The following is a 21,580-nucleotide window of genomic DNA, read 5'->3' on the forward strand; positions in this document are numbered from 1 at the left end:
GTTACCACGTTCCACAAAATGGATATGTGGAGACGAAGATGCGTGGAAAAGGGCTGACCTTGATGGGCGTTTTGCCGCTGCTGGTCGCGGCGGCCCCGGCACCTCAACCAGCCAGCTGGATCGACACCACCGGCCACCGCATCGTCCGCGTCGATGATCGCCCCGGCAATTACGGCCTCTATTTCAACTATAACCCGTTCACCCCGGACGGGAAGCGGATGATCTACCTGACGCCGGAGGGCATCCGCGTTGCCGACACCAGCAACTGGACCACGAAGCTGGTGCTGAAGGAAAAGATCGACCGGTTGCTCTTCGTCGGCAATCGCGCGCCGGTCGCCTATTACAGCACCAGTCCGATCGGCAATGAAGCCGCCTCCACCATCTGGTCGGTCGATCTCGACACCGGCCAGCGCCGCCGCATCGCCGACCTTCCGGGTGGCCGCATCGCGTCGATCAATGCCGACGATACGCTGCTCGCCGGCCATCGCGAGCTAGCCCCGCCGCCCGCCGCCATCGCCGCGCAGGGCAATCGCGATCCGAAAACCGGCTCCCCCACCTATGCCGCCAATGGCCCGGACGGAAAGCCCCTGCCCTTCGCCGTCGCCAAGGAACAATGGATGGCCAAGCGCCTCGCCGCCGGGGTGCCGATGGAAATCTTCACCATCGACATCCGCACCGGCGAACGCAAAACCGTAACCCAGTCGAACGACTGGCTGAACCATGTCCTTTTCTCGCCATCGGACCCGACCCTCCTATCCTATTGCCATGAAGGACCGTGGCAGAAGGTTGACCGCATCTGGACCATCCGCACCGACGGCAGCCAGAAGACGAAAGTGCATCAGCGCACATTTCAGGGCGAAATCGCCGGCCATGAATATTGGGCGCCGGACGGCCGCACCATCTGGTATGACCTCATCCAGCCGATGGGCGTACGCTGGCTCGCCAGCCTCGACGTAGTGAGCGGCAAGCGCATCTGGTACAGACTGGGCGAAGGGCAAGGCAGCTATCATTACAGCTCCTCGCCGGACAACCGCCTCTTTTCCGGCGACGGCAATGATGAGGGGAAATATATCAGCCTCTTCCATACCCGCGCCGACACCAATCCGCGCGTGCCCGATACGCTGGACGGCGACAGGCTGATCGCGGCCGGCGACCTGCAGACCGAGCGGCTCGCCGACCTGTCGAAACAGGATTATACGCTGGAACCCAACCAGCATTTCACCCCCGACGGCAAATGGCTGGTCTACCGCGCGAATGTGGAGGGCAAGCCGGCCATCTATGCGGTGGAAGTGGCGAAAGCGCAGTAACAAAGCGACGTGCTCCTGCGAAGGCAGGAGCCCAGTTCAGACCGTGGGACTGGGCTCCTGCCTTCGCAGGAGCACATTGTAGCGTCAGGCGCTCGCGGCCGAGGTCTCACACAAGGCTTTGAATTGCGCCATCATCTGGTCCCAGCCGGGATGGAAGCCCATTTCCTCATGCCGGGCCTTCGCCTCCACGTCCCAATGGCGGGCGGTGGCGGTGAAGCGTGTGCCTTCACCCTCATCCTCGAACCGCCAGAGCGCGGTCATGAAAGGCGTCTGCGGCACCCAGCCCGACGCATAAGCATCGGTCGTCACCGCCAGTGCGTTCGGCACCACTTCCAGAAACACGCCCTCCATCGGCCCGGTTTCCTCGCCATCGGGGCCGAACATCTGCACCGCGCTCCGCCCGCCGGGGCGCAGATCCTGTTCGATCACCTCGGCCCGCCAGGGCTTGGGGCAGAACCATTCCTCCTTCAGGTCGACCCACACTTTCCAGCATATGTCACGCGGCGCGGCGATATGGCAGGTGACCGACAGTTCTTGGCTTTCGCTGCTCATGCTATTTCCCCCTTGGCCGCTTTCCCTTCGAAGGCCGCCTGCATCGCGGCGGTGTCCAGCTTCCGCATGGTCATCATCACGCCCATCATCCGGGCGATCCCCTCGCGGTCGTCGGTCTTGTAATTGTCCATGATCTGCCGCGTCACCAATTGCCAGCAAAGGCCATATTTGTCCGTAACCCAACCGCACGGCCCATCCTTGCCGCCATCGGCGGTCAGCGCGTCGAAATAGCGGTCCAGTTCCGCCTGATCCGCGCAGGCGACGGACAATGACACCGCCTCATCGAACTGAAATTGCGGACCGCCGTTCAGCGCCTGATAGCTTTGCCCGAAGAGTGAAAACTCGACCAGCAGCACGCTGCCACCCGGCAACGGCGAAGGCGGCGGATTGTCCTGCGGATAATAGCTGACATGGTCGATCGATCCGCCAAAGACGGACACATAATATTGCGCCGCCTCCAACCCATTGCCGTCGAACCAGAGACAGGGGGTGATCTTGTCCATCACGCCGCCCCCTTCATGCCCACCAGAGCGAACATAGCGCCCTGCGGATCGGTCGCCTGAATGATCCAGCCGCCGCCCGGCACCTCCATGGGGCCGTTCAGCACCGTGCCGCCGCCCGCCTTCACCTTCTCCACCGCGACATCGATATCGCCGACGACGAAGTAGAAGAGCCAGGCGGGTCGCGGCATTTCCTTGGGCAACGGCATGATGCCGCCCGTCATATCCTGAAAATCGCTGCCGCCGCTCTGGGACACAAGCTGGTAGCTGCCCATCTCGCCCATATCCATGGCGTCGCCCGTCGTCCAACCGAACTGGCCAGTGTAGAAGGCCAGATCCTTGCCGAAGTCACCGGCATAAAGTTCATGCCAGCCGACATGCCCCGGCGCCATCGGCGGCGGACCATCCATGCCGTCGGGACTGGAGCCCTTCAGCAGCATGAACACCGCGCCGCCCGGATCGGCCATCACCACAAAACGGCCGACGCCGGGTATATCCTCCGCCGCCCGCATCACCTTGCCACCGGCCGCACTCAGTCGCTCCGCGTCCGCATCGACATCTGCCGAACCGACATAGCCGCCCCACCAGGGCGTCATGCCACAATCCTTCGCCTCAGCCGGGATCGCCATGACCCCGCCTAGCGGCCCGGCGCTGCCCGACACGACATGATAGGGCTCGCCCAAATCGCCGCCAAAGGGCGCGTTGGTCCAGCCGACCACATCGCCATAAAAAGCCAGCGCCGCTTCGGGATCGCTGGTCATCAATTCATACCAGAAGAATTTGCCGCTAAAGTCGGTCATGATGTTTCTCCTGAAAAAGGGGGCAGGTGTCGTGCTCCTGCGAACGCAGGAGCCCAGGGTCGAACCAAGTGCCCTACATCCCGGGCTCCGGCCTTCGCCGGAGCACGACCTTCTAAGCCTTCGCGTCCAGCAGCACCTCGAACCCGCCATAAATCAGCCGCGCGCCGATGAAGGGCATGTCCTCGCCCTCCTTGGGCTGCATGCGTTCATCCTTCATGACTTTTTCGGCCCCGGCATCGCGGGTTTCCTTGTCAGGCCATTCGATCCAGGAAAAGACGACTTCCTCATCTTCCTCCGCGATCACGGCTGTTCGGAAGTCGTTGACCTTGCCCGGCTTGATATCGTTCGCCCAGCATTCCACCACGCGCAGCGCGCCATATTCGATGAAGATCGGCGCGGCATAGGCCGCGACCTCACGATAGCGTTCCTTGTTGCCCTTGGGCACCGGGATCACGAAACCGTCCATATAGGCCATTTTCTCTCTCCTCTTCGGCTTGCTTATGCTTCGGCGGGCTGACCGGCCGCCATCATCGCCTCCATATCCATCCACATCACTTCCCAGATATGGCCGTCCAGATCGGCGAAGTTGCGGCCGAACATGAAGCCATGATCCTGCCGGGGGTTGGGTTCGCTGCCGCCCGCCGCCAGCGCCTTGTCCACCGTCGCATTCACCGCGTCGCGGCTCGTCTCGCTCAAACACAGCAGCACCTGGGCGGTTTCATGCGCATCGGGAATGGCGCGCGGGGTGAAGCTGCGGAACCGGTCATGGGTCAGCAGCATGACATGGATCGTCTCGGAGAATGTCAGCATCTGCGCATTGTCGTCAGCGAAATCCCGGTTCGGCACCGCGCCGACCGCTTCATAGAAAGCTATCGCGGCGGGCAAGTCACTGACCGGCAGGTTGACGAAAATCATCTTCGGAGCGGGTTCATTGGCCATCACGCTTCTCCTCTGAATTTTCAGGCGATCGCATGATCCTGCGACTCACCGCTTGAACTTTGTGCGCCCGATGATTATTTTCTGCAACAGTTAAGTTAGAAAAGATAACTAATGAGTCAGAAACGCGCCTATCAGGACGGATGCGCCGTCGCTCACGCCCTCGACATCATCGGCGATCGCTGGGCGATGCCGATCATGCGCGAACTGATGCTGGGGCCAAAGCGCTTCACCGATCTGCGCGCCGGTCTGCCCGGAATCAGCGCCAATGTGCTGACGCAAAGGCTGGAGGAACTGGAAGCCTCCAGCATCCTGATCCGTCGCCGCCTGCCCCCGCCCGCCGCCAGCCAGATTTACGAACTGACCGATTGGGGCCGCGAGTCGGAAATATTGTTTCAGGTGCTGGGCCGCTGGGCCTGCCGATCGCCCACGATGCAGCCGGGCAAGCCGATGAGTCCGGTGTCGGTGGTCCTGTCGATGCGCACGATGATCGACCGCAGCCGCATCGGCGATCTCGATGCCACGATCGGCTTCCGCTTCGGCGAGGAAGAATTTCGCGCCACGCTCGGGGAGGGCAACTTCCTGATCGACCGGGGCGACGTGGCCGGTGCGGACACGATCCTGCGCGGCGACCAGAATGCGCTGGTCGCGGTCCTCTATGGCGGCGCGCGCTATGCCGACATGGCGGGCGCCCTGACGGTGGAGGGAGACACGGCACTGGCCGAACATTTCGCCACGCTCTTCCCCCTGCCCCCCAAGGCGCCCGATATGGTCAACCCTGCGCAGACAGCTTCATAAGCACCAGACCGCACAGGATCAGCCCGGCCGCCACAAGCCGCGCCGGGCTGATCGCCTCGCCCAGAAAAGCGACCCCCACCGCGAACGCGCCCAGGGCGCCGATCCCCGTCCAGATCATATAGGCCGTGCCCAGCGGCAGGCTGCGCATCGCCAGCGACAGCAGGCCGAAACTGGCGATCATTGCACCCAGCGTGATCAGGCTGGGGATCAGTCGCGTGAACCCCTGCGACTGTTTCATCGCAAAGGCCCAGATGATTTCCAGCAGACCGGCAAAAAATAACGCAATCCAGGCCATGACGGCTCTCCTTCAAGAGAGCCGGGCCGTCCCGGACTTGAAACCCGCGCGATGCAGGGGAGGACGTGGCCTCGCTTGTCGGGAAGACAGATAGGCCTGCCCTATACAGGAGGCAAGCCCAGCAATCACCGTGCTCCTGCGAAAGCAGGAGCCCAGTGTCGAACGATGTGCCCAGCATTCTGGGCTCCTGCTTTCGCAGGAGCACTGATACTCAATGCCCTCCGTTCAGCATCCCGAACACCTGCGCGAATTCGCCGCGCTTCGTGGCTTCACTCAGGAACTTCACCCGCTCGACATGGATTTCGTCCGGCGTCGGTTCCTGCCGCAGCAGCGCCATGGTTTCGGCGATGAAGCCCGCCAGCGGCATCATCTGGTCATTTTCGGCATGGCCGGGCATCAAGTCGGTCTGCACGCCGGGCGGCACGATCTCGACCACGTCCACGCTGGTCGCCTTCAACTGTTCGCGCAGCGCGATCGACCAGCCATGGATCGCCGCCTTGGTCGCGCTATAGGTCGGCGTCGCCGCCAGCGGGACGAAAGCCAGCCCCGACGACACGGTCAGGATCGTCGACGCCGCCTGCGCCTCCAGATGCGGCAGCAGCGCATGGGCCAGCCGTATCGGACCTAGCAGATTGGTCGCCACCGTGGCTTCGGCGATGGCCAGGTCGATCTTTTCCTCCGCCACCATGATCCCGGCGTTCAGCAATATGGCGTCGAGCGACGGGAAATCCGCGACCAGCTTCGCCGCGAAGGCGATGATCGCCGCCGGATCTTCCATGTCGAGCGTCATTGCCGCCATGCCGGGATGCGCCGCCACGACTGCGTCCAGCGCCGCCTGCCGCCGCCCGGCGATGATCACCTGATTGCCCGCGGCATGGAATTCATGCGCCAGCGCCGCGCCGATGCCCGATCCGCCGCCGGTGATGAGGATGGTGTTGCCTGCATTTTTCATGGGGAAGCTCCTTCAATTGGCTTGAAAGGCAATTTAGACCTATACTCTCTTTTGGAAAGTAGGCACCGTAAAGTGCCGTAGTCACCCTAAGGTAAGAAATGGCAAATCCGCTCGAAACCCGCTTTCACGACGCCGATATTGCGCAGGCAGAGCATTATCTGGCGCATGAACCGCCCACCGATATCGACCCGCGCATCGAACGACTCGTCAACGATCTGATCGGCCGCATCGCCGACAAATGGACGTTGCTGGTGCTGGAACTGCTGGAGGAGAAGGGCACGCTGCGCTTCACCGAAATCGGCCGACAGGTGGAGGGCATCAGCCAGAAGATGCTGACCCAGACGCTGCGCCAGATGGAGCGGGACGGCCTGCTGACCCGCACCGTCCATCCGGTGGTGCCGCCGCGCGTCGATTATGCGCTGACCCCGCTCGGCAACAGCCTGAGCGCCGCCTTTTGCGGCGTCTGGGTCTGGGCCGAACGCAATCTGGAGACGGTGGAAGCCGCGCGCGCCAATTTCGACGCGCGCGACTGATCGTTACTGGTCGGACGTGGTCGGCACAGGCTGCACCACCAGCTTGGGCACGCTATTGTCCGGCAGCGTGCGCGCGACATCGGGCGGCCCCGCCATCGCCCCAGCCGCCACAGGTGCGGGAGCTGGCGCAGCGGCCGACGGCGGCGCCATATTCTGCACCGCGCTGGTCGAACTGGGCTGCCATCCTTCCGGCGGCACTTCGGCCGGCGGGCGCGGTGGCGGCGGCAGCGGCGTGGGCGACACCACGACCGTCACCGTCCCGCCAAAGCGCGACTGCCATTCCGCCAGCCGCCGCAGATAATCGGCATAGGCGGCGTAAAATTCCTGATAGGGCTTTTCCAGCTCTTTGAGCGCCTGGGGCGCATAGGCCAGAAGCTGATCCGACGGCATCGTCATGATCTTGGCCCCCACCGCGACCGCGACCGGGCAGAAGCCCTTGATCACCGGCGGCAGGGCGAAGAAATTATAGACGACCGTATTGAGCTGCTCGCGCGATCCCACGCCCGACCGGCCAAAGGCCACCCGATAGTTGCGATCCACAGCCGCATTGGCGGCATTCAGGATCGGCTTATGGACGGCCAATATCTGGTTATACTGGGTGCGCGCGGTATCGCCGAACCGGTCGCAATTGAGCGCCGCGACGTTCAGCGCCATGCGCACATGCCACAGCGCCGTGTTCGACGTGATGCCCTTATTGGGCGTCAGATAATCGCCGCTTTCATCCTGGGTCGGCAGCGACATATTGTCGGCCGCCTGATTTGGCGGCACCGGACGCACGGTGGGCACCACCGGCGGCGGCGGGGTCGGCGGCGGTGGCGGCGGCTTTGGCGTCGAACAGGCAGCCAGAACCGCCAGCGACACCAGGGAAATCCGGCCATAGAAACGGCGGGTTGCGGACATCAATTTCTCCGATGGAACTCTGCCCCGGTCATGCCGGGCATTAGGGCCAGAGGAAATATGCCTTATGCTCCGTTCACCGCAAGCCTTCAGGCGGCTCGCCGCTCCAAAGCGGTTGCGGCCTGCGCCATCAGCTCGGCGATGATGTCGGCGACCGGCTCTTCCTTCGTCACCATGCCGACCGACTGGCCCGCCATCAGCGATCCGCCCTCCACATCGCCGTCGATCACCGCCTTGCGCAGCGCGCCGGCCCAATAATGTTCGATCTGGAGCTGCGCCTCCATCATGTCGACTGCACCGCTGTCCAGCAGATTGGCGACTTCGCGCTGCTTGGCGGTGAAGGCTTCGGTGCCCGCATTTTTGAGCGCGCGCACGGGGATGACCGGCAGGCGCGGGTCGATCTGCACGCTGGCGATCGCATCGCGGGCCGACGCGCGGAAGAAGGCTTTCTTGAACGCCGGATGGGCGATGCTCTCGCTCGCGCAGGCGAAACGGGTGCCCAACTGCACGCCGGCCGCGCCCATTTCCAGATAGGCGGCGATCGCCTCGCCCCGGCCGATGCCGCCAGCCACGAAGACGGGCACCTGCTCTGCCATCTCCGGCAGGATTTCCTGCGCCAGCACGCTGGTCGCCACCGGACCGATATGGCCACCCGCTTCCATGCCTTCCACCACCAGCGCGTCGACGCCCGATCGCACCAGCTTTTTGGCCAGCGCCAGCGCCGGAGCGAAACAGATCAGCTTCGCGCCCTTCTGCTTGATCGCTTCGATGCTGCCCTTGGGTGGAAGGCCACCGGCCAGCACGACATGGCTGACATCATGCTTCGCGCATATGTCGATCAGGTCGAACAGTTGCGGATGCATGGTGATCAGGTTCACGCCGAACGGCTTGCGCGTCAGCGCCTTGGTCGCGGCGATTTCCTTGTCCAGCAACTCAGGCGTCATCGCGCCACAGGCGATCACGCCGAAGCCACCGGCATTGGAAATCGCCGACACGAGGTTGCGCTCGCTGACCCAGCTCATCGCCCCGCACAGGATCGCGCTCTCGCACCCGAAAAATTCGGTGCCGCGAGCCATCAGGGAAGCGAGTTTGGCGGTGGTCATACATTCAGCCTTCAAGAATCAAAAAGCATCCCCGAACGCGATGTCCGGGGATGGTAAAGAGAGTCACATGACTTTCTGCAATCCGCCTTTGCGGGGATAACGCCGAAAGTAAAGAGCAACCCGGCTTGATCGATATTTGGCTCAGGCCGAGCCGAAAATGGTATCTTTCGAGAACCTCGGGCCGAGTCACGTGCCTCGGCCCGACGCAGCGTGCTTAAAGCACGTGAGCACCGGAAGCGCAGAAAGTTGAAACGAGGCACGTGACTCATTTCAACGTTTGCAGGCCGGCCTGAGCCAAATAGCGATTAAGCCGCCGGAGCGTCCAGACCATAAGCGGTGTGCAGAACGCGGACGGCCAGTTCCGTCTCGTCCTCGTCGATCAGCACCGAGACCTTGATCTCGCTGGTGGATATGGCTTCGATATTGATGCCGCGTTCGGCCAGCGTCTTGAACATGGTGGCGGCGACGCCCGGATGGCTCCGCATGCCCACGCCCACGACGCTGATCTTGGCGACCTGGGTGTCAGTGATGATCCGGCGGAAACCGATCTCTTCCTTCAGCCCCTCCAGAATGTCGACGCTGCGGGCGAGGTCCGCGCGCGGCACGGTGAAGGTGACGTCCGTCTCCTCCTTCTCCTTGCTGTCATTCTGGATGATCATGTCGACGTTGATCGCCGCATCGGCCAGCGGGCCGAAGATGCTGGCGACGGCGCCCGGCTTGTCGGGGACGCGGGTGACGATGATCTTCGCCTCATTCTTGTCATGGGCGATGCCGGTGATGAGCTGACGTTCCATCTTCGTTTCCTTGAGCTTGGCTTCCAGTTCCTCGTCGCTCACGATCAGCGTGCCGGGGAGGTCGTCCTGGGTGGGATCATCGAAGGAAGAAAGCACCTGTACGACGACGCCTTCCTTCATGGCGAGGCCGACCGACCGGGTCTGGAGCACCTTGGCGCCGACCGAGGCCAGTTCCAGCATTTCCTCATAGGTGACGAGGTCCAGCTTGCGGGCACGGGCGACGATGCGCGGGTCGGTGGTGTAGACGCCGTCGACGTCGGTATAGATGTCGCAGCGATCGGCCTTCACCGCCGCCGCCACGGCGACCGCCGACGTATCCGAACCGCCCCGGCCCAGCGTCGACACGCGGCCATCGGCCATCATGCCCTGGAAGCCGGGGATTACGGCAACCTGCCCCGAACCCATCGCCTGGAGCAGCGCGCCGGTGTCGATCTTTTCCACGCGCGCCTTGGCATGCGCCTCGACCGTGCGGATCGGCAATTGCCAGCCCAGCCAGGACCGCGCGTCCACGCCCATGGCCTTCAGCGTCATGGCCAGCAGGCCGCTGGTGATCTGTTCGCCGGCGGCGACCACGACATCATATTCAGCCGGATCGTAGAGGGCGGAGGCTTCCTTGCAGAAACCGACCAGACGGTCCGTCTCGCCCGCCATGGCCGACACGACGACGGCGACTTCATGCCCCTGTTCGACGACATGTTTGACGCGCGCCGCCACGTTGCGAATTCGCTCCATCCCCGCCATGGAGGTGCCGCCGAATTTCATCACGATGCGCGCCATTTGCTTGTCGAACCTATTCCAGTTTATGAAACAATATGTCCCAAAGGGGCAAAACGGCGCTCCTATTAGCAGCCGCGACGGATATGGCAAGCAATCCTGCCCCCGTTCGGCACCGCCCCTGCCTATCCCCCTTCCAATGTTGGATTTCCTCTGATCTATACTGTCCCATGACAGCCTGTTTCATCCCTTCCGCCATAGCCGCCAAGCCGATCGGAACTGCCGCGCCCCTGTCGCTTGCCCGTCGCGCTTCAGGTGCGTCGGGGGAGCGTGGCAGTGACCCGATGCCAACGCCCTGTGCCGCGTTACAGATGCGCAGGTGGCGCGTCGCAGAGGCGTTATGATGGCGTTTTGCTCCAATAAGCCCGACGACGGTGTGAACTTCGGCCATGTCGCAAAGGATGCGCCTTCAGACAGGCCCCTTCCGGGGCCAGAAGGCTGCTATAATGGTTCCGGATCATGACCCGATGGTCTAGGGACGATCCGGGCCGCGATGCCCGCAGACCAAGGTGCAAGATGACGGATACAGCCACAGCCACGATCGACCCGAAGGAAGCCGCCCATTTCGGCGCCATGGCCGCCGACTGGTGGGACCCCAACGGCTCCAGCGCGATGTTGCACAAGCTGAACCCGGTACGGCTGCGCTATATCCGCGCTGCGATCGACCGGCACTGGCCCGGCAGCGAACAGGCCTTCCGTCCGCTTGGCGGCAAGCGCGCGCTGGATGTCGGCTGCGGTGCGGGCCTGCTGACCGAACCGCTGGCGCGCCTTGGCGCCACCGTCACTGGCCTCGACGCCGCGCCGGAAAATATCGCCGCGGCGCAGGCCCATGCGCAGGGCCAGCATCTGACCATCGACTATCGCGCCACCCCGGTCGAGGATATGGCCGATACCGGCTATGATCTGGTCACATCGATGGAAGTGATCGAACATGTCGCCGATCCCGCCGCCTTTATCGCCGCGCTGGCCGCGAAACTGGCGCCGGATGGCCTGATGATCCTCTCCACGCCCAACCGCACGCCGCTGTCCCGCCTCGCCATGATCACCATCGGCGAAAGCGTAGGCGGTATCCCCAAGGGCACGCATGACTGGCAGAAGTTCATCACGCCCGAAGAACTGACCGCGCTGCTGGAACAGGCCGGGCTGGAAGTGACCGACAGCATCGGCCTCAGCTTCGATCCCGGCCGGGGCTTCACCTTGTCGGCCAACACCGCGATCAACTATCTGCTGACCGCACGGCACAAGAGCTGATCTGCGTGTTCCTGCGAAAGCAGGAACCCAGGGTTTTGCGGACAGCGCTTGCCGCTCTGGGCTCCACATTTCGCAGGAGCACTATATGAGAGGGACGGGACATGACCGACGAGTCCACGAAGGTCGATGCCTATATCGCCGCGCAGGCCGATTTCGCCCGGCCGATCCTCACCCATTTCCGCGCCCTCGTCCATGCCGCCCGGCCCGGCGTGACTGAAGCGATCAAATGGGGCTTCCCCCATTTCATCCATGGCACCAAGAATCTCGCCTCCATGGCCGCCTTCAAAAGCCATGCCGCGATCGGCTTCTGGTATAGCGAGGATCAGACGGAGGCGCGCAGGGAACAGGGCGGCATGGGCCATCTGGGCAAGATCGCCAGCCTGTCCGACCTGCCTCCGGACGAGGAACTGCGCGCCATGCTGGACCGCGCCGTCGCCATGATCGACGCAGGCGCCAAGCCGCAATGGATGGAACGGCGCCAGCCGCGCGCCGCGCTGCCCATTCCCCCGGCGCTGACCGAGGCGATCGCAGCCAATCCGGCAGCGCAAGCCGTCTGGTCCGCCTTCCCGCCCGGCAAGGTCCGCGACTATGCCGAGTGGATCGGCGAGGCGAAGACCGACGCCACCCGCGACAAGCGCATCGCCCAGGCGGTCGACTGGATTGCGGAAGGCAAGGGCCGCAACTGGAAATATGAAAAGCGCTGAATCAGGCGCGACAAGACACAAGGCCTGACTTCACAATAGGCTATCCGCCGCGCCCCTGCTCCGCTATGCTGGCCGACATCGCGCGCCCACGGGCGCTATTCTGAAGGAACGCCGCCATGGACATCAACCTGAACGCTCAGCCCCTCCGCTCTGCCTTCAGGAAAGTTTTCGTCCATGCCTGCCATTCTTCTTTCCAGCCTCTCCTGGTCCGCGCCTGACGGCACCGCCGTCCTTTCCGGCCTCGACTTCGGCTTTACGTCCGAACGCATCGGCCTGATCGGCCGCAACGGCGTCGGCAAATCCACTCTGCTCGCGCTGATGGCGGGAGAGCGCCAGCCTTCGGCCGGGCGCGTCCAAATCGATGGCACTGTCGCAACGCTGCGCCAATCCCCTTTGCCGGATCAGACGATCGCCGACCTGTTCGGCGTCGCCCCGGCCCTCGCCCTGCTCGATCAGGCCGAAGCCGGCACCGCCACCATGGCCGAACTGGAGCAATGCGACTGGACCCTGCCCGCCAGACTGGCGGACGCATTGGCGGAGGCCGGCCTCACCGCCGATCTCATGACACCCCTCACCCATCTGTCCGGCGGCCAGCGCACCCGTGCCGCTCTGGCGGCCTGTGTCTTCGCGCAACCCGACTGGCTGCTGCTGGACGAACCGACCAATCATTTGGATGCCGAAGGGCGGGAAGCCGTCACCGCCCTGCTGAAACGCTGGCGCGGCGGCGCGATCGTGGTCAGTCACGACCGCGCTCTGCTGGACATCATGGATGCCATCGCCGAACTGACCAGCCTTGGCATCGCCCGCTATGGCGGCAATTGGTCGGCCTATCGCGCACGCAAGGATGTGGAACTGGCAGCGGCGCAGGATAGGCTCGACCATGCCGAGCGGCAGGCCTCCACCATCGCCCGCAAGACACAGATAGCCACCGAACGGCAGCAGCGCCGCGACGGCGCAGGCGCACGGCAGGCGGCGAAGGGGGGCTTGCCCCGCATTTTGCTGGGCAAGCGCAAGGAACAGGCGGAACGATCCGGCGGGGACGCCGCCCGTCGCAACGACCAGCAACGTCAACAGGCGCAGGAGACTATCGCAGAGGCGCGCGGCAAGATCGAGATTTTGGCGCCGCTGACCGTCACCTTGCCATCGGCCAATATCCCTTCCAGCCGGACCTTGCTGCGGCTGGAGGGCGTCACGGCTGGCCATGATCCCGCTCATCCGGTTCTTCGCGACCTGAGCCTGACGATCACCGGCCCCGAACGGATCGCCATCACCGGTCCCAACGGCGCGGGGAAATCGACGCTGCTGCATCTGATCGCCGGTCAGATCGCGCCGTTCATCGGACAGGTCCACCAGCCCGAAAACAGCGCCCTGCTGGATCAGGAGGCGAGCCTGCTCGACGGGGAAAACAGCATCGCCGACAATTTCGCCCGGCTGCATCCGGGCGCGACACGCAACGCCATTCACGCAGCCCTGGCGCGTTTCCGGTTCCGGGCGGACCTGGCGCTACAACGGGTCGCGACGCTGAGCGGCGGGCAAAAATTGCGCGCCGCTCTGGCCTGCGTGCTGGGCGGCGACACGGTGCCGCCGCTGCTGCTGCTGGACGAACCGACCAACCATCTCGACCTCGATTCGATCGCCGCGATCGAGCAGGGACTGGCCGCCTATGACGGCGCCCTGATCGTGGTCAGCCACGACAGCGCCTTCCTCGACGCCATCGGCATCACCCGGCGCATCCCTCTACCTCAATGAGCGGCAGAGGTATCCACATTGGCGCGCGGTCTGGGCGCGATCCACACGATCACGGCCGCGGCGAACAGAATGATCGCCGATATGAAGAAGACATGATCGACCGCGATCACGGTGGCTTCCTGTTCGACCAGGTTCGAAATCGTCTGCCGCGCCTGTTCCACCGAGAAACCCAGGTTGGTCAGCACTGACTGGGTCTGGTCGGGTTGCAGAACGGATGCCATTTCGCTGCGCGACACGCGCTGGGAATCGCCCCATTCCGTCAGCACCAGCGACGTCGCGATCGCCGTCGCCATGGTCCGCACGAAATTCTGCAAGCCAGCCGCGGACGCCGTTTCGCTCGGCAGGACCGATCCCAGCGTCAGCGTGGTCAAAGGAATGAAGAAGAAGGGCAAAGCAAAGCCCTGGACGAATTGCGGAATGATCATGGTCCCGAAATCGACGCCGCTGGTCCAATGTGCCCGCACCAGCGACATGATGCCGATCCACGCCACCGCGCAGGAAATCAGCAGCCGCGCGTCGACCTTCGTCATCATCCTGGCGGCGATCGGTGCGGTGAACAGGGCCGCCATCGCCGTCATCGCCGTCACGATGCCGGCCCATGTCGCGGTATAGCCCATCGACATCTGCAACCATTGCGGGATGACGACGATACTGGCGAAATAGGAACCGAAACAGAGCGACAAGGTGAACAGGCCAGAGCTGAAACCGACATGGCGGAATACGCGGAGATCGACCACCGGATGTTCCTCGGTCAATTCCCAGATGACGAACACGAGGAAACCAATAAAGGCCATCAGCGCCAGCGCCACGATCATCGGATCGGCGAACCAGTCATGATCGCGCCCGATATCCAGCATGATCTGAAGACAGCCGATCCAGAAGACCAGCAGGAACAGGCCGACCTTGTCGATCGGGATCTTCGCCGTATCCGTCTCCACCGGCCGCAGCAGCGCCTGCGCGGCGAACACGCACAGCGCCGCGATCGGCAGGTTGATGAAGAAGATCCAGTGCCAGCTCCAATTGTCGCTGATATAGCCGCCGACGATCGGGCCAAGCGCCGGCCCCATCAGCGTCGTCATCGCCCATAGCCCCATGGCGCGCCCGCGCGTTTCGGGCGGGAATATCCGCATCAGCAGCGTTTGCGACATGGGCATGATCGGCCCGCCGCAAATGCCCTGACCAATGCGGCAGGCGACCAGCATCGTCAGCGTGCTGGACAGGCCACACAGCACCGAGAAAAGGCCAAAGCCGATCATCGACAGCGTGAACATGCGCACCACGCCGAACCGCATCGCCAGCCATCCGGTCAACGGCACACAGATGGCCTCGGCCACGGCATAGGATGTAATGATCCATGTGCCCTGATCGGGCGAAATGCCCAGATTGCCAGCGATATGCGGGACGGACACGTTGGCGATCGTCAGGTCCAGCACAACCATCAGGTTGCTCAGCGCCAGAACAAGCCCCGCCAGCGTCCGGCTGCGCGGGGAAAGCCTTGAGAAGATATCGTCGCCAGCCATCGCCGGGGCGCCCCTTATTTTTCGCTCAGGTCGATCTCGACGTCCATGGACAATCCGACACGCAGCGGATGCGCAGCCAGTTCCTTGGGGTCGAGCGCGATGCGCAGCGGCAGGCGCTGCACGATCTTGATCCAGTTGCCGGTCGCATTCTGCGCGGGGATCAGGGACAGGGACGAACCCGTGCCGCCGGAAAAGCCGACGACCTTGCCATGATAGACGACATCGCCGCCATAGAGGTCGGACGTCACGGTTGCGGGCATGCCGACCTTCACGTCACGCAACTGGCGTTCCTTGAAATTCGCGTCGACATAGAGATGGCCGAGCGGAACGATCGTCATGATCGAATTGCCCTGCGCCACGCGCTGGCCCACCTGCACCTGCCGCTTGGTGATCACGCCGTCGATCGGCGCGCGGATGATGCTGCGATCCAGATCCAGCTTCGCCGAATCCAGCTTCGCCTGTGCCGCCATCACCGCCGGATCGGTATCGATGGTCGATCCGCGCACCAGCGCATCATTGGCTTCCAGCTGACCGGTGGCGGCGCCACGGGTCGCCTGCGCCGTCTGGACGCCGGCACGGGCCAGATCGAGCGCCGCCTTCGCAGAGGCATAGCCCTTGCGCGCGGTGGTGACTTCATCACCGGACACAGCGCCGTCATTCACCAGCGCCTCGCGGCGTTGCAGGTCGATCCGGGCCTTGTCGAAATCCGCCTGCGCGGTGGCGAGCTGCGCGCGCGCCTGCACGATATCCGCGCCACGTGCGTCGACCTGCGCAGCGAGCGACTGGCTGGTCGCCTGCATCTGGCGGAAGCGGCGACGCGCATCGGCCAGATCAGCCTCCGCCTGCGCCACGGCGATCTGGGCATTGGTCGGGTCCAGCTTGACCAGAACATCGCCCTTCTTGACGGCCTGCGTATCGCTGACCAGCACCTCGATGGCCTGGGCAGAGATCAGCGGCGTCACCTGCGCCATTTCCGCATTCACATAGGCGTTATCGGTGCCGACATGATTGCGGCCGACCAGCAGATACCAGGCGCCCCATAGCAGCCCGACGACGATCACGACCACCGCCAGACGGATCAGCCATGTCTTGCGCGCCGACTGACGCTCTTCCTGCTTCGCTTCGGTGGTTTCGAGGGCGGCGTCAGCCATGCGGTTGATCCTTGGAGAGGGGTTCGCCGGCGGTGAAACCACCACCCAGCGCACGGATAAGGGCAATATCGGTGGAGAAGGCGCTGGCTTCCAGCCCCGCCAGTTGCTGACGCGCAGCCAGCAACTGATCCTCGACATTCAGCACGTCGAGATAGGTGGAAAGCCCGCCCTTGTAGCGTTTCTGCGCGATGGCATAGGCATCTTCCGACGCCGTGACCGCCGCCTTCGCATCGGTCACGCGCAGGTCCAGCGTCTTGCGGGTGGTGACGGCGTCAGCCACCTCCTGATACGCGCCCAGCACGGCCTTGTCATAAGAAGCGACCGCTTCGTCATAGGTCGCACGCGCGCCACGATATTGCGCGCGCAGCGCCCCGCCATGGAAAATCGGCAGGCTGATCGCCGGCCCCGCATTGCCGAAGATCGAATCCTTCGAAAACAGCGTGTCGGTGAAGGGCCGGTTCGTACCGTTGATCGTGTTGCCAGCGAAGATCGCATCATAGCCGAGAGACTGCACGCCGATCAGCGCGCTCAGTCGCACCGCCGGATAGAAATCGGCGCGCGCCACCTTAATCTTGCTTGCCGCCGCTTCCGCGCGGGCCAGCGCAGCGGCGACATCGGGGCGGCGGGCAACCAGATTGGTCGTCACATCCGCCGGCAGGCCCAGCGGCGCCAGCGCGCCGATCTTCGGCCGGGTGATGGAAAGGCCACGATCCGGCCCTGCGCCGATCAGCGCGGCAATCTGATGCTGGCGCAGTTCGATCGCCATCTTTGCACCGGCCAGCTGCGCCTTGGCAGACGACACGGTGGCGTCGGCCTGACGCACGCTGCCTTGTGTTTCCAGACCATTTTGCCGCCGGTCGGCCACCAGCTTCTGGCTGGCCAGCCGCAGGTCCAGCGTCCGCTGGGCGATTTCCGCATCGTCATGCAGACGGGCGAGGTCGGCATAGGCATCGGCGATTGCCGTGGCGAGCACCAGCCGCGCCTGCTGCGTATCGATCGTTGCGGCGCGCGCTTCGGAAGTTGCCGCCGCCAGCGACGCCTTGTTCTTGCCCCACAAGTCCAAGTCAAAGCCAAGATCCAGCGCCAGACGGCCCGTGCCCAGCCAGCCCTTCGGCACGAAAGCCGAGGGCGTGCCCATATTATAGCTCTGCTTGGTCGCCGCTGCGCTACTCTCGGCATCGACAGTCGGCAGCAGCGCTGCACCCGCCTGCCGCTGCATGGCCATGGCGCTGCGGAAACGGGCATCGGCCATCGCCACGTCGGGGGACGCGCGCAGACCTTCCTCGATCAACTGATCGAGTTGCGGATCACCATAGGCCTTCCACCAGCCATCACCGGGCCAGGCGGCCGGCGCAGCGGCAAGACTGCTGCTGGCGGCGACACTCTGGGCCGACCGCATTTCGGGTTTCGGCCCCAGATCGGGCACCGCCGCGCAGGCAGACAGGATCAGGATAGATGAGGCCACGCCTCCCATGCGGGTGGCCAGGGCAAAGCGACTCAAGGACATATCAAACCGTACCACCTAGTATGAAAATCGCCATTGCGCCCGCTGCAAAGCCTTGTCAACAAAATTAGCGTACTCTATGGTACGTTTTTATGACAGAGCCGCCGCCCCCTCCGATTCCCAGCAAAAGGGAAGCCCGTCGACAGGACCGGCGCGACACGATCCTGAATGTGGCGCAATGCTATTTTCTGGAACATGGCTATGCGGGAACCAGCATGTCCGGCATCGCCGCCGAACTGGGTGGCTCCAAAGGGACGCTCTGGAATTACTTCCCGTCCAAGCCCGCGCTCTTCTCTGCCGTGCTCGACCGGGTGGCAAAGGCCTATCGCGCGCGACTTTCCCAATTGCTTGATCCGGGCAATGCGCTGGAACCGACCTTGCGTGCCGCCTGCCTCAGCCTGCTGACCAAGGTGACATCTCCCGAAGCGATCGCCCTGCATCGGCTGATCGTGGCGGAAGGACGGCGCTTCCCGGAACTGGCGCAGATTTTCTTTGACCTGGCCCCCATGAATACCCGGCTACTGCTGGCGGACTTTCTGTTCGGCGCCATGCAGCGCGGCCAGTTGCGACAGGCTGACCCTGTGGATGCCGCCCGCGCGCTGATGTCGCTGACCATGTCGAACAGCCATCACCAAATGCTCATGGGGCAGATCGAGCAACCCGATCCGTCGCAACTCGAAGCAGATGTCCACTTCGCCGTCGACCTGTTCCTGCGCGCATACGGCATCCATGATGCAGGCGATCCGGCGAACGCCCGCCATTAACCATTTCTTTGCGCGCCGATCCTATCCTTCCTCCGTCAAGAAGGTGGGACATGATTCAGTTCTTCAAGCGTAACCGGAGCCGTCATCCCGACTCGTTGGGTAAGGTTGAAAATGTGCAACCGCAGCGGCGGCTGCGCCTGTTGCTGGTGGATGAAAACCCGACCGCGCGCGCCGTGATCGCCCGCCGCCTTTCGCATCTCAATTATGATATCGTGCTGGCCGAAAATGGCTTTATCGCCCTCACCCTGTTGGTGACGCGCCCGGTCGACGCCATATTGATCGACATGGACCTGACCATGTTGCCCGCCGTGGCGACGATGCAGAAGATTCGCGCCGCCAATCTGGCCGGCAATTCCTGTTTCGTGATGATCGCCGGCCGGCTCGACGGCCAGTCGACGATCGAAGCGCTGGAAGCAGGCGCGGACGACCATGTCGTGAAGCCTTTCGACTTCGATGTCCTCGACGCCCGCTTGCGGCACCTGTGCCATCGCGCCGACGCGATGGGCGCCCTCACCCGCCATAATGCCGATCTGGACGCCCGTATTGCGCGCCGGGCGGTGGAACTGGGCGAAACCCGCGAAACCCTGCGCGAATTGCAGGCGGACCGGGCGCGACTGGTGTCCTCGATCCAGGCGTTGCAGGATGAAGTGACGCGGCTCCAGTCAGCCCCGGCTTAACCAGACCGAAAGCCCCTCCGCCGATTCCACTGGCGGCGCCTCCGCAGCGATCCGCGCCGCATCGGCACGGGCGCGGTCCAATATCGCGTCAGGCGTGCCCGACGGATAATAGACGCGATCGGCCAGCGCCAGCATGCGCGCATCCCTGATCGTCAAATCATCGGGATCGTCCGATCGCAACCGGACATGATGGACAGCGTCAGCCGCACCATCCGATCCCGCCGCCAGCCAAGTATCGACATCGGGATCGCTGCCCAGCGGATCGATCACGCCGCCGGGCGCCAGACCCTGCGCGATCGCCCGACGCCTTTGCCCCGCATCCGGCCATAGCCGCCGCAGGTCCGGCCGGGCCGTGAACAAATGGCGGGCGAGCGATCCAATATGCTGGGGCAGCATCGCCTCCAGCCTTTGCCGCAAGGCCGCCGCCAGTCCCGCCGACGCGCCGCCGGTGCCGATCGCGATCAGCACCGGATCGCGATCCACGATCGCAGGCAGGGTGAAATCGCACAGGGCCGGCCGGTCGGTCGCGTTCACCAGAACGCCGCGCGCCTTCAATCGGGCCACCACCGCCTCGTCGCCATCCGACACGATGGCGATGCGCGCCTCCCCATCATCCTCGCCGACGATGATCGCGCCCGCCCGCTCCAGCAGGCGGCGCTTGGCATCCGCCGCCTCGCCCGCACCGGTCAGGATGACCGGCCTGCCCGTCAGCAACAGGAAGACGGGCAGGCTCTGCATCAGGCGACCCAGTCGGGAATGATGTCCGCATCGATCAGCGCCTGGACCGGCGGCCGCTCCCGCACCACCGCCCATTTGTCGCCCGACACCAGCACTTCGGGCGTCAGCGGGCGGCTATTATAGGTGCCAGCCATGGTCGCGCCATAGGCGCCTGCCGTCATGAAGGCGACCAGATCGCCGGCCTTCACCACATCCATGTCGCGATGCATGGCGAAAGTATCGCCGGTTTCGCAGACCGGTCCCACGACATTGGCTGTTTCGCGCACACCGGCTGGCTTTACCGCGCGGATATCATGCCAGGCATCATAGAGGCTGGGCCGCATCAGATCGTTCATGGCCGCATCGACGATGACGAAGGGCGCCTGCGCGCCCTGCTTCACCCGCACCACGCGCGACAGCAGCACGCCCGCATTGCCCACGATCACCCGGCCCGGCTCGAACATCAGCCGCACCGGCCAGCCCTGCGTCACCCGCGTAACCATCGCGCCATAATCGGCGGGGCTGGGCGGCAAAGGCTGCGAGGGATCATAGGGCACGCCAAGGCCACCGCCCAGATCGGCGGTGCGAATGTCATGGCCCGCCGCGCGCAGTTCCGTGATCAGCGCACCAACCTTGATGAAGGCGGCCTCCAGCGGCGCAAGATCGGTCAACTGGCTGCCGATATGCACGGCGACGCCCTGCACATCCAGACCGGGCAGATCACGCGCGGCGGCATAGCTTTCCAGTGCGCGGGCATAGGGTATGCCGAACTTGTTTTCCGACTTGCCGGTCGAAATCTTGGCATGGGTGCCAGCATCGACATCGGGGTTGATGCGATAGGCGACCGGCGCCTTCTTCCCCATCGACACTGCCACTTGCGACAGCATTTCGGCTTCCGGCTCGCTTTCCAGATTAAACTGGTAGATGCCCTGTTCCAGCGCGATCCGCATTTCATCGGCGGTCTTACCGACCCCGGAAAAGACGATGCGGTTAGCCGGGATACCGGCAGCCACCGCGCGCAGCAATTCGCCGCCCGACACCACATCCGCGCCCAGCCCCAGCTTCGCCAGCGTCGCCAGCACGGCGGCGTTGGGATTGGCCTTGACCGCAAAGGCGATCAGCGGGTCGGCCAGCGCGCTCAGCCCTTCACGGAATACGGCAACATGGCGTTCCAGCGTCGCGGTCGAATAAATATAGACGGGCGTGCCGACCGCCTGCGCGATCGCATCCATCGGCACCTGCTCCACCTGCATGGCGCCGTCGACATAGGTGAAATGATCCAAGGTCTGTTCCTGTAAACTG

The 21,580-nt window shown here is 64.0% G+C and carries 23 protein-coding genes; 8 read left to right on the plus strand and 15 right to left on the minus strand.

Annotation, left to right across the window (positions count from 1 at the left end; genetic code table 11):
- The first annotated feature begins 38 nt into the window (after positions 1 to 38).
- Positions 39 to 1,307, plus strand: coding sequence for an oligogalacturonate lyase family protein (locus BMX92_RS01405; RefSeq protein ID WP_256213238.1), 1,269 nt, complete (start codon positions 39 to 41; stop codon positions 1,305 to 1,307).
- A gap of 84 nt (positions 1,308 to 1,391) precedes the next feature.
- Here the strand turns inward: BMX92_RS01405 and BMX92_RS01410 are convergent, their stop codons facing one another.
- From BMX92_RS01410 to BMX92_RS01430, 5 genes are all read right to left on the minus strand, one after another.
- Positions 1,392 to 1,859: an SRPBCC domain-containing protein gene (locus BMX92_RS01410; RefSeq protein ID WP_093010714.1), complete on the minus strand. Its 468-nt coding sequence runs from the start codon at positions 1,857 to 1,859 to the stop codon at positions 1,392 to 1,394.
- Positions 1,856 to 2,362 (minus strand): VOC family protein, encoded by a 507-nt coding sequence (locus tag BMX92_RS01415; RefSeq protein WP_093010716.1) that lies wholly within the window; start codon positions 2,360 to 2,362, stop codon positions 1,856 to 1,858. Before BMX92_RS01415 ends, BMX92_RS01410 begins: the two co-directional genes overlap by 4 nt.
- Positions 2,362 to 3,159, minus strand: a complete 798-nt coding sequence (locus BMX92_RS01420; protein WP_093010718.1) for a VOC family protein — start codon at positions 3,157 to 3,159, stop codon at positions 2,362 to 2,364. Before BMX92_RS01420 ends, BMX92_RS01415 begins: the two co-directional genes overlap by 1 nt.
- A 112-nt stretch (positions 3,160 to 3,271) precedes the next feature.
- Positions 3,272 to 3,634, minus strand: coding sequence for a DUF1428 domain-containing protein (locus tag BMX92_RS01425; RefSeq protein WP_093010720.1), 363 nt, complete (start codon positions 3,632 to 3,634; stop codon positions 3,272 to 3,274).
- Between the two features lie 23 nt (positions 3,635 to 3,657).
- Positions 3,658 to 4,098: a VOC family protein gene (locus BMX92_RS01430; protein WP_093010722.1), complete on the minus strand. Its 441-nt coding sequence runs from the start codon at positions 4,096 to 4,098 to the stop codon at positions 3,658 to 3,660.
- Positions 4,099 to 4,209: 111 nt separating this feature from the next.
- Here BMX92_RS01430 and BMX92_RS01435 point away from each other — a divergent pair, with 111 nt between their 5' ends.
- Positions 4,210 to 4,893, plus strand: a complete 684-nt coding sequence (locus tag BMX92_RS01435; protein WP_093010724.1) for a winged helix-turn-helix transcriptional regulator — start codon at positions 4,210 to 4,212, stop codon at positions 4,891 to 4,893.
- On the opposite strand, the gene BMX92_RS01440 is transcribed toward BMX92_RS01435, so the two are convergent.
- Positions 4,868 to 5,188 carry a DMT family transporter gene (locus tag BMX92_RS01440; protein WP_093010726.1) on the minus strand — a complete coding sequence of 107 codons (321 nt, stop codon included), beginning with the start codon at positions 5,186 to 5,188 and terminating at the stop codon, positions 4,868 to 4,870. The two genes, BMX92_RS01435 and BMX92_RS01440, sit on opposite strands and share 26 nt — an antisense overlap.
- Before the next feature lie 211 nt (positions 5,189 to 5,399).
- A complete protein-coding gene (locus BMX92_RS01445; protein WP_093010728.1) occupies positions 5,400 to 6,140 on the minus strand; it encodes an SDR family oxidoreductase in 741 nt (246 codons plus the stop codon).
- 98 nt (positions 6,141 to 6,238) lie between these two features.
- On the opposite strand from BMX92_RS01445, the gene BMX92_RS01450 reads away from it, so the two are divergent.
- Positions 6,239 to 6,673: a winged helix-turn-helix transcriptional regulator gene (locus BMX92_RS01450; RefSeq protein WP_093010730.1), complete on the plus strand. Its 435-nt coding sequence runs from the start codon at positions 6,239 to 6,241 to the stop codon at positions 6,671 to 6,673.
- 3 nt (positions 6,674 to 6,676) lie between these two features.
- Here the strand turns inward: BMX92_RS01450 and BMX92_RS01455 are convergent, their stop codons facing one another.
- The 3 genes from BMX92_RS01455 to BMX92_RS01465 all read right to left on the minus strand — a co-directional run bounded on the left by BMX92_RS01455 (position 6,677) and on the right by BMX92_RS01465 (position 10,244).
- Positions 6,677 to 7,573 carry a hypothetical protein gene (locus tag BMX92_RS01455; protein WP_093010732.1) on the minus strand — a complete coding sequence of 299 codons (897 nt, stop codon included), beginning with the start codon at positions 7,571 to 7,573 and terminating at the stop codon, positions 6,677 to 6,679.
- Positions 7,574 to 7,659: 86 nt separating this feature from the next.
- Positions 7,660 to 8,673: an NAD(P)H-dependent flavin oxidoreductase gene (locus BMX92_RS01460; RefSeq protein WP_093010734.1), complete on the minus strand. Its 1,014-nt coding sequence runs from the start codon at positions 8,671 to 8,673 to the stop codon at positions 7,660 to 7,662.
- Positions 8,674 to 8,978: 305 nt separating this feature from the next.
- Complete coding sequence (locus BMX92_RS01465; protein ID WP_093010736.1) at positions 8,979 to 10,244, minus strand: aspartate kinase; 1,266 nt, start codon at positions 10,242 to 10,244, stop codon at positions 8,979 to 8,981.
- A 513-nt stretch (positions 10,245 to 10,757) separates the two neighbouring features.
- Here BMX92_RS01465 and ubiG point away from each other — a divergent pair.
- The 3 genes from ubiG (at position 10,758) to BMX92_RS01480 (ending at position 13,945) form a co-directional block, all read left to right on the plus strand.
- Positions 10,758 to 11,492, plus strand: a complete 735-nt coding sequence (gene ubiG / locus BMX92_RS01470; protein ID WP_093010738.1) for a bifunctional 2-polyprenyl-6-hydroxyphenol methylase/3-demethylubiquinol 3-O-methyltransferase UbiG — start codon at positions 10,758 to 10,760, stop codon at positions 11,490 to 11,492.
- Positions 11,493 to 11,593: 101 nt separating this feature from the next.
- Positions 11,594 to 12,196 (plus strand): YdeI/OmpD-associated family protein, encoded by a 603-nt coding sequence (locus BMX92_RS01475; protein ID WP_093010740.1) that lies wholly within the window; start codon positions 11,594 to 11,596, stop codon positions 12,194 to 12,196.
- Positions 12,197 to 12,370: 174 nt separating this feature from the next.
- A complete protein-coding gene (locus BMX92_RS01480; protein WP_093010742.1) occupies positions 12,371 to 13,945 on the plus strand; it encodes an ABC-F family ATP-binding cassette domain-containing protein in 1,575 nt (524 codons plus the stop codon).
- Here the strand turns inward: BMX92_RS01480 and BMX92_RS01485 are convergent.
- The 3 genes from BMX92_RS01485 to BMX92_RS01495 are packed head-to-tail and all read right to left on the minus strand — an operon-like array spanning position 13,939 to position 18,123.
- Positions 13,939 to 15,465, minus strand: a complete 1,527-nt coding sequence (locus tag BMX92_RS01485; protein ID WP_093010744.1) for a DHA2 family efflux MFS transporter permease subunit — start codon at positions 15,463 to 15,465, stop codon at positions 13,939 to 13,941. The genes BMX92_RS01480 and BMX92_RS01485 overlap by 7 nt on opposite strands.
- Positions 15,466 to 15,479: 14 nt before the next feature.
- On the minus strand, positions 15,480 to 16,616 hold the full coding sequence (locus BMX92_RS01490; RefSeq protein WP_093010746.1) for an EmrA/EmrK family multidrug efflux transporter periplasmic adaptor subunit: 1,137 nt from the start codon (positions 16,614 to 16,616) through the stop codon (positions 15,480 to 15,482).
- Positions 16,609 to 18,123 carry an efflux transporter outer membrane subunit gene (locus BMX92_RS01495; RefSeq protein ID WP_093010748.1) on the minus strand — a complete coding sequence of 505 codons (1,515 nt, stop codon included), beginning with the start codon at positions 18,121 to 18,123 and terminating at the stop codon, positions 16,609 to 16,611. The genes BMX92_RS01490 and BMX92_RS01495 overlap by 8 nt, the downstream gene beginning before the upstream one ends.
- Before the next feature lie 89 nt (positions 18,124 to 18,212).
- Between BMX92_RS01495 and BMX92_RS01500 the strand changes: the two genes are divergently transcribed.
- Positions 18,213 to 18,884, plus strand: a complete 672-nt coding sequence (locus tag BMX92_RS01500) for a TetR/AcrR family transcriptional regulator (protein ID WP_093010750.1) — start codon at positions 18,213 to 18,215, stop codon at positions 18,882 to 18,884.
- Positions 18,885 to 18,937: 53 nt separating this feature from the next.
- A complete protein-coding gene (locus tag BMX92_RS01505; RefSeq protein ID WP_256213246.1) occupies positions 18,938 to 19,561 on the plus strand; it encodes a response regulator transcription factor in 624 nt (207 codons plus the stop codon).
- Here BMX92_RS01505 and BMX92_RS01510 read toward each other — a convergent pair.
- Positions 19,547 to 20,299: a precorrin-2 dehydrogenase/sirohydrochlorin ferrochelatase family protein gene (locus BMX92_RS01510; protein WP_093010754.1), complete on the minus strand. Its 753-nt coding sequence runs from the start codon at positions 20,297 to 20,299 to the stop codon at positions 19,547 to 19,549. The two genes, BMX92_RS01505 and BMX92_RS01510, sit on opposite strands and share 15 nt — an antisense overlap.
- A complete protein-coding gene (lysA, locus tag BMX92_RS01515; RefSeq protein WP_093010756.1) occupies positions 20,299 to 21,561 on the minus strand; it encodes a diaminopimelate decarboxylase in 1,263 nt (420 codons plus the stop codon). The genes BMX92_RS01510 and lysA overlap by 1 nt, the downstream gene beginning before the upstream one ends.
- Between the last annotated feature and the right edge of the window lie 19 nt (positions 21,562 to 21,580).

Source organism: Sphingobium sp. YR768, from assembly GCF_900111125.1.
GTDB lineage: Bacteria > Pseudomonadota > Alphaproteobacteria > Sphingomonadales > Sphingomonadaceae > Sphingobium.